This is a genomic window from Chryseobacterium sp. GTID13 (assembly GCF_056172655.1).
On sequence record NZ_JAOCMB010000005.1, the window covers coordinates 1 to 12,757 of the forward strand.

Sequence of the window (12,757 nt, forward strand, 5' to 3'; positions counted from 1 at the left end):
CTGTATGGAACTTTGAATTATTTCCTGTATTTTTTTATCAATGGTACTGTTAGTCAGTTGTGGCAGATCATTGAGATAATCTTTTATAAGTAACTGCCTTTTTATATATTGGTTAGGCTCTGAGGGAAGGAAGTTAAAAGTTTTGAACAAGCTGATGTAGTATTCAATAAACAATTTGCAGTTGTATAATAATTGATTACATAAGCTGTCGTGCAGGTAGAAATTTTCTCCTGGCAGTCTTGAAAACCGGATCATAGCATCCTGTATTCTTTTATTAAGCAGCGTAATCAGATGTGTGTGCATAGCGTTAGTGGGCTAAGCCACGCCTGAAGCGTGGATGCTTTCAAAGTTAAATATTGAATGGAATGTTTAGTAAAATCAGAAATAGTAAGTTTTTGCTATTTTTTCTAAAGATGTAGAAATTTATTTTAGCAATGTCCCCATTCAGTGGCAATTTTTATTTTCTTACCTATTTTTGGAGGTTAATTTTCGGTAGCTATTCGTAATCATCAACATAAGACAGAGGCTATCCGGGAGGAAAGATTGGCGTAATATCATCTGCTTATACCAATGAAGCTTACTAAGTCTCCCATAACAGAATTTACCTTCTCAAATAGAAGCGGCATCCTTTTGAGCGTTCTTTTGGGCGCAAACGATATAGCGGATAGCCCGGTCCGTCAGCATTAGAGAGTCTGCTTATCGGGGTAATCCAAGCGGTAAAAGCCATGGTGGAAAATTTTCAATGTTCTGCTTTGCGACATTGAAATGGCAATATTAGGATGCTTGGTGCTATTAGACGCCCTTAAATATGTACGGTTAGATTAGCAGTAATTATAATAACTACGATTGCTTCCAACAATAAATAGCTCGCGATTTAAAGCCCAATCAACAAACAAGACATTTTCTAACCCGAATTATACCATAGAAATACAAAGAAACAGTGGTCTGCGTTCCTTTTTTGAATAGAGCCGGTTGTAAGTGTATTGAAATTTTTATATCTTTGATAACGAGTTACAAGGAAGTGTATTGTAAAACAACGCAGTAAGTACCATTACTAATTCATTACCTCCTTTTTTCAAAATCCTCTCAAGCGCCCTTTCAGTAAGGATTTAGCAAATTTGTTGCTATTTTATTTTAAAATAGCTTCAGCCTGTTTTTCACTAAAGCCCATCTCTATCCACTCCGAAGCAGAAAGCCTGTCTGGATTGAATTTTTTGAAACAGTAATCTCTTTCTTTTCATTAGTGAATTTTTCAAAATGTTTCTCTTTTGCAGTTTCCGGAAGGAGGATGAAAGATTCCAGTTCTGCGAATTTTTCAGCAGAAATTGCATAGCATTTTTTAATTGTTCTTTCGATTTGAATTTACCTCCTACAATTTGTTTGTAATTGAGGATAGTAGAAACCTGCTTCTCTGAAAACCCTAAATGTTTCCATTGCATTTCATCCAGGCCATTAGGATCGAAATCAGTCAGATTCAGAGAAACGGAATGTTCAGTAATGAATTTAACTTCCGGAAAATGTTCTTTTTCCCTGCTGGTGTATTTTTGGAAAGCCAGCAGCACGATCAGCAGCATTCCCATGAATGCCAGTTTCTGGTAATAGTTTTTTCTCATCATGAAGTAAACTTATCGATAAAAATAAGTTGAAGCAATGAGGAGATGCAAAAAGGGTAGTTTTGTACAATAAATTCATTTAAATGATTTTTAAATTACATCTGTGTACATACTTGTATAGAATTATTTGAAGAAATAGGGGCAGGAATATTCTGTGAATATCTTTAAAATAATTTAAAATGAGCCATTGATGTATACAAATTGATGCTCATTAAGATGAAAACTTAATAAAGAATAATTCATATGATAAATGTGGAATGATTTTAATATGAAAGAATGTATAGAATTTTAGCCACTAATTTCACAGATTTGCACGAATATTTATGTTAGACTTTATGCAAATTGTTAACATTTATGTGCAGTCATATTTACACGTAATCATTCGTGCAAATCTGTGAAATTAGTGGCAAATCTTATAAAATTATTCTGAATCTTTATCTGCCAGCGAAGCTTTCAGCTTCTGAAGCTCAGCTTTTATAAATTCAAGACGGTCAATGAGTGTTACCGTTTCAGAAATTTTACTGTTGGTGGTTAAGGCGATTCTTGCCCCATCCAGTGTATACCCCTTTTCCTTTACCAGATGATAGATCATCTGCAGGTTCTTGATGTCTTCAGGAGTAAAGTAGCGGTTTCCTTTTTTGTTTTTTTAGGTTTGATGATAGGGAATTCCTGCTCCCAATACCGTATCAGAGAAGTGTTTACATCAAAAGCTTTGGCCACTTCTCCTATGGAATAATACAGTTTGTCAGGTAAATTTATTTTCATTTTACAAATCCTAAAAGTCAAAGATAAAAATTTTTTGAACTCGGATGCAAATATGCACCGGTATTATCTCTGCAAATGTTCTGTAGAAGGGAATTCTTTTTATTGGCTATCCTTTTTCGGTTGTGTTTTACCTCTTTTTACAATATATTTACACTGGTTTATAAACGACAATGAATCCTATCTCTGTTCTTCATATTGAACTTTTCCAGTCCGGCAGGAATACCTCGGATTTTTATTTCAATACCATGAAGGAGCATCTTGTGGTGGGGCACCGGCATATTGAAAAGCCGCACCGGCACGATTTCTATGCTGCTGTTCTTTTTACCAAAGGGAAAGGCACTCACGAGATCGATTTTCAGAGGTATGATGTTTCAAAAGGAAGCCTGTTTTTCCTTTCTCCGGGACAGGTCCACAGCTGGGAGCTTTCGGAAGATATTGACGGATATATTTTCTTTTGCTCACAGGAGTTTTATGAAATGCATTATGTCAACCAGAAACTGAGAAATTTCCCGTTTTTTGGTTCTGTGTCATTCCCCAGGAAATTACAGTTGGAGATTGCTGAATTGGAAAAAATAAACCGTCTTTTTCTGGAATTGGGGAAAGAGTTCCACGCCCAGGATTTTATGAAGGAAGGATTTATTCTTTCTCTGATGTCCCAAATTTTCATCAATGCGGCAAGGCTCTTTTCAAAAGATCATGATATACATGCTTCTTCTGCCAGTCTTTCTTATTTTAAACATTATCAGGACTTTGAAAATCTGATAGAACAACATTTTACAGATCAGAAATCAATTTCCTATTATGCGTCTTTAATGGGAATTACCCCCAAACATCTCAACAGGATTGCCCAGTCTGTTGTTCAGAAAACAGCCACCGACATCATTACCGAAAGGGTAGTGCTGGAAGCCAAAAGAATGCTGATGTACCTCGATGAAAGCCTTGTGGAAATTGCTTTCCGGCTTGGCTATGAAGAATATTCCTACTTTGTAAGAGTATTCCGGAAAAGCTCCGGAATGACTCCTACGCAGTTTATGAGAAAATACAAGGTTTGAAAGTTCACAGTTCAAGGTTCAATATTTAATCCCGTGCCTGTAACTCTAATCCCACCACCGCGAATCCCGCAACCCGCAACCCGTAACCCGTAACTTATATTCCGTAACCCACACCCCGTATCACAACAAAAGCTTAAACGGTCCCTCAAAAGTAGTCTCAAACGAATCCAGCATTTCTCCTTTTTCATCAAACACGCCAATGACCATATTCTGCTTGGAAAACTTAATGTCTTCTTCAGGGAAAGTAATATTGATATTTCCTTTCAGAATCTGATCGCCTTTCAGAATGATTTTTTCTGAGCCGAAATAAGTAATTTCCGCATTGGCCGGAGTCATGACTTTGATGGTAAGAACCTTTTTCTCATTAGACTTATTTAAAAGAGTATAAATAAAAGTATTCGTGATCTTACCGTCTTTAATGAAAAATGTAGATCCTGCCGGTTTGATGAATTTAGCTTCCATGGAGCCACGGTCGTACATCAGAAATCCCAGAAATCCGATTAACAGTGCCAGGAATACCGCTGTAGCCTTCATTCTTGAGGTAAATCTGAAAGGTTCCTGATTTTCAATTTCCGCTTCTGTGGCGTAGCGGATTAATCCTTTAGGAAGTCCCACCTTATCCATTACTTCATCACAGGCATCGATGCAGGCTGTACAGTTGACACATTCCAACTGCTGTCCGTTTCGGATATCAATACCCGTAGGACATACAACCACACACTGATGACAGTCGATGCAGTCTCCCTTTCCTGCAGCTTTTCTGTCTTCATTATTTCGCCATTTCGAACGGTTTTCCCCTCTTTTGAAATCATAATACACATTGATGGTCTGCTTGTCGATCAATACACCCTGAAGCCTTCCGTATGGACAAACCAAGGTACAAACCTGCTCGCGGAGCCATGCAAACACAAAATAGAATGTCATCGTGAAGAATATCATAACAAGGAATTTTACCGAATTGGCTTCCGGACCTTCCTTCATAATCCGGAATACTTCTTCATATCCTACAATGTACATGAACATGAAGTGGGCGATAAGTAAGGATATGAAGGCAAAGGCAGACCATTTCAGTATTCTTTTTCTGATTTTTTCAGCGTCCCATTCCTGTCTGTCCAATTTCATCTGCTTATTTCTGTCTCCTTCTATCCAGTATTCTATTTTACGGAATACCATTTCCATAAAAAGCGTTTGAGGACACAGCCATCCGCAGAATATTCTCCCGAAAACTACTGTAAACAACATGACAAAGATTACTGAAGTTACTGCCCCCAGTGCAAGAATAAAGAAATCCTGAAGGTAAAAGGGCTGTCCAAGGATAAAAAACCTTCTGTCAATTACATTGATCAGGAGAAACGGATTACCATTGATCTTTACAAACGGCAGCCCGAAAAATACAGCCAGCATGAAATAACTTGCATAATTTCTGTAGTTGGTATATTTTCCTTTTGGTTTTCGGGGAAAGACCCATTTTCGCTTTCCCGTTTCATCCATAGTTCCTACTGAATTTCTGAATGTTTCATTTTCGGTTTCTATCAATTTATCGCTGCTTGATTCTGCGCTCATTGTGTTACTTGGGTTAAGTTGAAAAAGTATTAAGGGGATATTTAAGGCCGGATCAAACGGTTTTTCAGTCAGTTTTAAAAGGAAAAAAAGTATTGATCTTACCGTAGCAAAGGTCTTGATAAAAGTATTTTTGAACTAATACCATCTGCTTCAAAAATAGGACGATTAGGACATTTCGTATTTTAATTTTTATTATATCAAAATGAGTAAATGTATTTGAATCTTATGGCTGATGTTGTAACTTGCAGTTTTTTAAAAAGAGGAATGAAAAAGATACGCAGCCTGGGTATAATTGGTTTGGTTTTCGCATTGATAAACTGTCAATCAGTAAATTATAGCAATATGTTTTATGAAGATGTACAGCCGGCGAAGGTTTCAGAACAATTCAGTTTTACAGAAGGACCGTCTTCAGATAAGCAGGGAAATGTTTATTTCACTGACCAGCCTAATGATAAAATCTATTACTGGGACTGGAAAACCAATAAAATTGTTGAGTTTTTAGGAAAAACAGGCCGGGCAAACGGAACTCATTTTGATAAGGACGGAAATCTCATTACCTGTTCCGATGATCAGGGTGAGATCTGGAAAATTTCAAAAGATAAAAAGATAGAAGTAATCCTGAAAGGCTTTGAGGGAAAAAGGCTGAACGGGCCCAATGATATCTGGAATGATGCCTTCGGAGGAATGTATTTTACAGATCCTTTGTATGAAAGGGACTACTGGGTGGATTTTAAGCAGGAAATTCCTCATAAAAGTCTTTACTACAGGACAAAAGAAGGCAAAACCGTTAAACTCGAAACTTTTGTGCAGCCTAACGGAATCGTAGGAAGTGAAAAGTTTAAAAAGCTTTATATTTCAGATATTGATGCAGGAAAAACTTATGTATATGATATCCTGGGAGAAGGGAAACTGTCAGAGAAAAGGCTCTTTTGTGAAATGGGCTCAGACGGTATGACACTAGATAAGCATGGGAACCTTTATTTAACCGGAAAAGGAGTGCATGTTTTCGACCGTCACGGAAGGAAAATCTATCATATTCCTATCCAGGAAGACTGGACTTCTAATGTAACCTTTGGAGGAGAAAATAATGATGTGCTCTTCATCACAGCCTCAAAATCTGTCTATACTCTTCCGACCAAGGTGAAAGGAGTAAAGTAAGATTACTGGATATTACAAAAATAGCTCATGAAAGAATCCTTTTCATGAGCTATTTTTTTATTATAGCCTGCAAAACAGGATTGTTAGCGATAATTTGTTGCTTGGAAAAATTAATAGTTTTTAAATCGGCTAGCTTGGTAGAATCAATGCCAATTGATTCTGTCTTTGCAAACTTAAAAATAGACCGTATTGAAATGAATCTTTGCGTTAAAAAAGTGCACTTATATTTTAACGCAAAGTTTTATATATTGTGGTGTTGAGTTTTTAAGACAACAAAGAATGCAACTACGTTGCTGATGAAGGAGAATGGGTAAAGTAACGTCTAATTTTTTCTGAATTTTCAGTATTTACCGATTAATCAGTTATCAGATCCATTTCACCGGCCAGGAATATCACCGCATTGCTTCTTATTATTGTTTGATCTTCTTTCAATTCCACTTCCATGCTTCCTGTACGCTCAGAGCATTGGAAAGCATTGAGGATTTTTTTATCGAGTTTCAAAGACCAGTATTTGCATAAAAAGCTTTGTACGCCTCCTGTCACAGGATCTTCATTGGAACCTGACCATGGCCAGAAGTAGCGGTATTCGAAATCGTATCCGGTTCTTGCAGAGGGTGCAGTTACCAGAACCCCGCTGATTGTGGTTTTGATCTGTTTTAATGCCGCAAAATCAGGGCTTAGCTCTTCCAGCTGTTTACTGCTTTCTATTTCTACCATCAGGATATTGTGATCCTTATTGTATTCGCAATTGATGATGTTCTGGATTCCTATTGCATTTTTTAAATCATCAGGAAACGGGGATTTCTCGGTTTCATGTACCGGAAACACCATCTCAATCTGGTTATTGTTTTTTCTCAATTGAAGAATATGCCCAAACTGTGTTTTAAATGTTAAGGTATCAAGATCCGGATATTCCGAAAACAAAACTTTCGCAGAGGCCATCGTAGCATGCCCGCATAACGGAATTTCAGTAACCGGAGAAAAGTAACGGATAGAAAAATCAGCAGGCCCTTTTTGAATGACGAATGCCGATTCTGAAAAGCCGAATTCTTTAGCAATCTGAATCATATTTTCTTCAGGAATAGCTTCCTTTAAAATACATACAGCAGCGGGATTTCCTTTAAATAACTGGTTGGTAAAGGCATCTGCAATGAATGTTTTAATTTTCATATCTGAATTTTGTTTAATCTGATGTTCTTTAATTAATAAGCAATTTCCATTTTCACTTTCTTGCCCTTCAGCTTTTCATTACTTAATTTCTTTAAAACAGCAACGGTTTTATTTCTGGCAACCGCCACATAAGAAGTTGTATCTTTCACTTCAATAATGCCGATGTCTTCTTTTTGCAATTCTCCTTTCTTGATAAGATAACCTACAATATCCACCTTATTTACTTTATCTTTTTTCCCTGCACTGATGTAGATGGTCTGGAAAGGAGTTCTCTCCGGAACTTTATTGAAACCTGCTACACTTTCTTCAGGAGTGTTGCCTTTAATAAACGGGAAATTTTCATCTTCAGTCATGATAAGGTAAGCAAAACCTTTGGCATTCATCCTTGCGGTACGGCCGTTTCTGTGGATAAAGGCATCTTCTTTGGGAGGAAGCTGATAATGGACAATAGATTCCACTTCAGGAACGTCAAGGCCGCGGGAGGCGAGATCCGTGGTTATTAAAATCCTTGCAGAATCATTCCTGAATTTCAGAAGAGCACGTTCCCTCTCATCCTGTTCCATTCCTCCGTGGAAAGTTTCCCTTGCGATTCCTTTTTCTCTTAAAAGTTCGGAAATACGGTCTACGGCTTCACGGTGATTGCAGAAGATGAGTGTTCTTTTGTTTCCTATTTTACATATTAAATTAAAAAGAGTATCCAGTTTTTCCTCAGGAATGGTCATTACCTTTCGCAGCTGAATATCCGGTTTTACTTCATTTAATTTCAGGAAATTAATAATCTTTTCATTTTTTAATCCTGTAAATGCCGGAATTTCATCCATAGCTGTTGCAGAGGTTAAAATTCTCTGGGAAAGACCTTTTAGTGAGCCAGTAATGAATTCCATGTCCTCATGAAAACCCAGTTCTAAAGCTTTGTCGAATTCATCCAGAACCAAAGTCTGAATGGTTCCAGGATCAAAATTATTGTTTCTTAAATGATAAACCACGCGTCCCGGAGTTCCGATCAGAACTGCCGGAGCTTCAATTAAATTGTTGACCTCAATCTTCTTATCATGGCCGCCGTAACATACGGAAACCTTGAAATCCGTTCCCATCGACTTGAAAACCTGCTCAATCTGCAATGCCAGCTCTCTTGCAGGAACTAAAATCAGAGCCTGGATTCCCGAAACATCTTTTTTAGGTTTCGAAGAACAGGAAATAAAAAAGCGAGCGTTTTACCTGAACCTGTAGGGGATAGCAACACAACATCTGTATTGTTTTCTGTCGTTTTATAGGTGGATTTCTGCATCTGATTCATGTCCTGAATCTGCAGCTTCTGATAAATTGATTGTAGTTCCATGGTGCAAAGGTAGTGAATTTAGGTGGCAGGTAGTAGATGGCAGGTGTTGGGTGAGAGGGATTAGGGTGCAACCTTGGTTACATAAATGTAGAATATCAACACGCTTCAATCTTTTATTTTTTAATCTTCGAATCTTTTTAATAATATTAAAGCTTGACATTCAGTAATTTAATGAATAACTGAGTAAACAGAAAAGCCTTGCTAATTTCAAATAAAATCCTTATCTTTGCACCCACTTTTGTGGCAAAAGGTTTGAAGAGTAAATTACTTATAATTAATTACTTCCGTATTTTTTAATCCGCATTTATTCAGACCGTTAAAAAAGAAGGAATACAAATTTTATTAGAAAATGTCAAAAGAGACAAATTCAGCAGAGGTTTTATTAAACCAAAACGTAGCACCGGAACAATTTGATTGGGATTCATTCGAATCAGGTCTTGATGCAGATGCGAGAAAAGAAAAAGCGATTTAGAAGAAATCTACAACGGATCTCTAAGCAGCCTTAATGATAACGACGTTATCATCGGTAAAGTTGTAAGATTAACTGATAAAGAAGCTATCGTTGACATCGACTTCAAATCTGAAGGTGTTATTTCTCTTAACGAATTCCGTTACAACCCAGGATTGAAAGTTGGTGATGATGTAGAAGTAATGGTTGACAGAAGAGAAGACAAAACTGGTCAATTACAATTATCTCACAGAAAAGCAAGAACGCTTAAAGCTTGGGATAGAGTAAACGAGCTTCACGAAACTGGAGAAATCGTTAACGGTTTTGTTAAGTCTAGAACTAAAGGAGGTATGATCGTTGACGTACACGGAATCGAAGCATTCTTACCAGGTTCTCAGATTGATGTTAAGCCAATCAAAGATTACGATCAGTTCGTAGGTAAAACTATGGAGTTCAAAGTTGTGAAAATCAACCCTGAGTTCAAAAACGTAGTAGTATCTCACAAAGCATTGATCGAAGCAGATATCGAAGGTCAGAAAAAAGAAATCATCGCTCAGCTTGAAAAAGGTCAGGTTCTTGAAGGTACTGTTAAGAATATTACTTCTTACGGTGTATTCATCGACTTAGGAGGGGTAGACGGATTGATCCACATTACAGACCTTTCTTGGTCTAGAGTGAACCACCCATCTGAAATCCTTGAAGACGGACAGACTGTAAAAGTTGTTATCCTTGATTTCGATGATGAGAAAACAAGAATCCAGTTAGGTATGAAGCAATTAGAGGCTCATCCTTGGGATGCTCTTTCTGCTGACCTGAAAGTTGGAGACAAAGTAAAAGGAAAAGTAGTAGTTCTTGCTGACTATGGTGCATTCGTAGAAATCGCTCCAGGTGTAGAAGGGTTGATCCACGTTTCTGAAATGTCTTGGTCTACTCACTTAAGATCTGCAGGAGACTTCGTGAAGGTAGGTGATGAAGTAGAAGCTGAAGTATTAACATTAGACAGAGAAGAAAGAAAAATTTCTCTTGGTATCAAGCAGCTATCTAAAGATCCATGGGAAAACATCGAAGCTAAGTATCCGGTAGGATCTCAGCATGTAGGAACTGTAAGAAACTTCACTAACTTTGGTGTATTCGTAGAGTTAGAAGAAGGTATCGACGGATTAATCTACATCTCTGATCTTTCTTGGACTAAGAAAATCAAGCACCCATCTGAGTTCTGTGCAGTTGGTGATAAATTAGATGTTGTAGTTCTGGAACTTGACATCCAGGCTAGAAGATTATCTCTAGGTCACAAACAACTTCAGGAAAACCCTTGGGATAAATTCGAAACTAAATATGCTGAAGGTACGATCCACGCTGGTAAAGCTGTAGAAGTTCACGATAAAGGAGCTTCTGTACAGTTTGAAGACGTAGAAGTTGAAGCTTTCTGCCCATCAAGATTATTAGAGAAAGAAGATGGATCTAAAATCAAGAAAGGTGAAGAGGCTGACTTCAAAGTAATCGAATTCAACAAAGAATTCAAAAGAGTAGTAGTATCTCATACTGGTATTTTTAGAGACGAAGAGAAGAAAAACGTAAGAGAATCTTCTAACAGATCTAATAATACATCATCTTCTTCAAACAACGAGGAAAGATCAACTCTTGGAGATATCGATGCATTAGCAGAATTGAAAAGAAAAATGGAAGAAGGTAAATAATCTTCGAACCGTTTGATCATATGAAGCCGCTCATTTGAGCGGCTTTTTTTGTTTTTATATTTTCAGGAGCTTTTCCCGCTATCCACTCATACTCCTCGCGCCATGGCTTTTCCTGAACTAAATCCCTCACTTTTCCATTCATGCTGCGGGGTAACCGTTACTATCGGGGCTATCTGTAATAACGGGATAAACCTAACAGGTTTGTGCCAAGCCCAAATCCTCCACTTTTATCCCTTTAACTTTGAATATTTTTAATTTTTTTCGATTATGTTAAATTATTTCACCAATTAAGGAAAATATGTTATTTTTAGCCAGCTAAAACAAACTTTTAACTATGAAAAAAACATTTTTATTTTTATTCATGGCATTCACGATGTCATGGAGCGGCCTTAAAGCACAAGGTCTTGATTACATTTTCATGCTGGATAACGGAAGTTCCATCACCAAACCTGAATACGCTAATATGAAACGGGGAGCCATTAAACTGATGGAAGAGCTCCTAGCCTGTAATAACAAAAACAGAGTAGCTGTTGTACAGTATGGAACAGGAAAGTATGGCGATACCAGCGGGACATATACACCCATGATTTATATCGAATCCGATTTTACCAGCGATCAGTTTATCGCCCAGAACTTCGAGAGACGTCTGGATTTTGGAGACCTTTTTCATGAATCCTTAGGAATGATTGGCGATGCACTGGATGGAAATCCAAATGGGAGTATTATAAGTCCTCAGACTACCTTAGGCCAGATGCAGGATCTTAGAGTGGTTGTATTTACAGATGCAATGAGAAATCTGGGCAATGCTCTTACAGGCTCGTACCTTGTAAATTCCAGCAGCCCGGCTTATGGAACTCAGGCAGCATTTGTGAATGAGCTGAAGTTCAAATATAGCAGAGGAGCAAGGTTTACCGTGGTCCATACCAATACAGTGATGTCAGCAATGAGGGCAGCAGCAGCTATTGCCTCACATGGTTCAGGATCATATTCCGGGGCGGTAGAGCCTGTTCAGGGAGATCCTAATATTAACTCAACTCCAAGAACATATTTTAACAGACCTAATGGGTTTGAAGTTGTTTCTGGTGAAATGAGTTATTGGAGAGACCTGGCACAGAATATATGCGATACAAATGGTATGGCAACAGTAGATTTCAGATACGAGCCGGGAGAATGTATAGGATATACACAAGGTGTTGGCGGATACCATCATCTTCCAGCCGGGGCTACCTTATTGAATTTTAAGCTGGAACTGGTAGGCTTGCAGAACGGAACGGTTTTCCCAATTCCGTTTAATCCTTCATTCGGGCCGGGTAACTTTTTTGTTTATTATCCACTGGCTTCAGACTTTTCGGCTGCTATCAATGGCGGGGCAACAGGACCACAGAAGTTCAAACTGACAATGGAATACTCTTATAACGGTCAGACTGAAGTAGCGTATGCCTGGAATAATTATCCGTTTTTTGATTATGACATTAATATGGAATGCCCTGTATTAAAAACAGCAAAACCATCAGCAGAAGAAAAGCTATTCCAACTTACACCTAACCCTAACAATGGATTATTTAAAGTAATCCTTAATAAAGAAATTAAATCAGGAAAACTGGAGATCAGAGACCTGAACGGAAATACCGTTTACAATAAAGTATTACGTGATGCAAAGGAAATAAATGTAGATCTGAGCTCACGAAAAGAAGGAGTTTATATTGTGAATATGACGACGGATAAAAATGAAACCTATTCAGAGAAAATCATAAAGAAGTAATCAATTAATATCAATAACAGAGCTGCCTGAAAAAGGCAGCTTTTTTTATAAATAGCCTGATAGTGGGGGGATTGGAAGATTGATAAAATGTTCTTATTATTTTTATTTTATTATATGAGTTTTATTAATGAAAATATTTTAAAAAAATAAATATTAATTGTGGATTATTTGTAAATTAGCGGCTTTATAA

7 protein-coding genes and 3 pseudogenes are annotated in these 12,757 nt (G+C 37.5%); 4 read left to right on the top strand and 6 right to left on the bottom strand.

All coding sequences use genetic code 11. The features are described 5' to 3' along the window. The 3 genes and pseudogenes from N4G44_RS05920 to N4G44_RS05930 form a co-directional block, all read right to left on the bottom strand. On the bottom strand, window positions 1–303 hold a 303-nt coding region (locus tag N4G44_RS05920; protein ID WP_474925186.1), incomplete at its 3' end, for a hypothetical protein. Between the two features lie 857 nt (window positions 304–1,160). Continuing rightward, entirely contained in the window at window positions 1,161–1,616 is a 456-nt protein-coding gene (locus tag N4G44_RS05925) for a hypothetical protein (protein ID WP_474925188.1), read from the bottom strand. Window positions 1,617–2,034: 418 nt separating this feature from the next. Then, a pseudogene (locus N4G44_RS05930) lies at window positions 2,035–2,378 on the bottom strand (MerR family transcriptional regulator). Window positions 2,379–2,548: 170 nt separating this feature from the next. Between N4G44_RS05930 and N4G44_RS05935 the strand changes: the two are divergent. Continuing rightward, entirely contained in the window at window positions 2,549–3,430 is an 882-nt protein-coding gene (locus tag N4G44_RS05935) for an AraC family transcriptional regulator (protein ID WP_474925190.1), read from the top strand. Between the two features lie 120 nt (window positions 3,431–3,550). Here the strand turns inward: N4G44_RS05935 and ccoG are convergent, their stop codons facing one another. Further along, window positions 3,551–4,993 carry a cytochrome c oxidase accessory protein CcoG gene (ccoG, locus tag N4G44_RS05940; protein ID WP_474925191.1) on the bottom strand — a complete coding sequence of 481 codons (1,443 nt, stop codon included), beginning with the start codon at window positions 4,991–4,993 and terminating at the stop codon, window positions 3,551–3,553. Window positions 4,994–5,257: 264 nt separating this feature from the next. On the opposite strand from ccoG, the gene N4G44_RS05945 reads away from it, so the two are divergent. Further along, complete coding sequence (locus N4G44_RS05945; protein WP_474925192.1) at window positions 5,258–6,151, top strand: SMP-30/gluconolactonase/LRE family protein; 894 nt, start codon at window positions 5,258–5,260, stop codon at window positions 6,149–6,151. A gap of 354 nt (window positions 6,152–6,505) precedes the next feature. Here N4G44_RS05945 and N4G44_RS05950 read toward each other — a convergent pair whose 3' ends face one another. Next, complete coding sequence (locus tag N4G44_RS05950; protein WP_474925193.1) at window positions 6,506–7,321, bottom strand: PhzF family phenazine biosynthesis protein; 816 nt, start codon at window positions 7,319–7,321, stop codon at window positions 6,506–6,508. Window positions 7,322–7,353: 32 nt separating this feature from the next. Then, window positions 7,354–8,660: pseudogene (locus N4G44_RS05955) on the bottom strand (DEAD/DEAH box helicase). A gap of 349 nt (window positions 8,661–9,009) precedes the next feature. Between N4G44_RS05955 and rpsA the strand changes: the two are divergent. After that, window positions 9,010–10,805 (top strand): annotated as a pseudogene (gene rpsA / locus N4G44_RS05960) (30S ribosomal protein S1). A gap of 334 nt (window positions 10,806–11,139) precedes the next feature. After that, on the top strand, window positions 11,140–12,567 hold the full coding sequence (locus N4G44_RS05965; protein ID WP_474925196.1) for a T9SS type A sorting domain-containing protein: 1,428 nt from the start codon (window positions 11,140–11,142) through the stop codon (window positions 12,565–12,567). Window positions 12,568–12,757: the final 190 nt, after the last annotated feature.

Excerpts from the sequence above, each read along its gene's own strand:
- ccoG (WP_474925191.1), bottom strand. The coding sequence starts at position 4,993 with ATGAGCGCAGAATCAAGCAGCGATAAATTGATAGAAACCGAAAATGAA.
- N4G44_RS05925 (WP_474925188.1), bottom strand. The coding sequence starts at position 1,616 with ATGATGAGAAAAAACTATTACCAGAAACTGGCATTCATGGGAATGCTG.
- N4G44_RS05965 (WP_474925196.1), top strand. The coding sequence starts at position 11,140 with ATGAAAAAAACATTTTTATTTTTATTCATGGCATTCACGATGTCATGG.
- N4G44_RS05935 (WP_474925190.1), top strand. The coding sequence starts at position 2,549 with ATGAATCCTATCTCTGTTCTTCATATTGAACTTTTCCAGTCCGGCAGG.
- N4G44_RS05950 (WP_474925193.1), bottom strand. The coding sequence starts at position 7,321 with ATGAAAATTAAAACATTCATTGCAGATGCCTTTACCAACCAGTTATTT.
- N4G44_RS05945 (WP_474925192.1), top strand. The coding sequence starts at position 5,258 with ATGAAAAAGATACGCAGCCTGGGTATAATTGGTTTGGTTTTCGCATTG.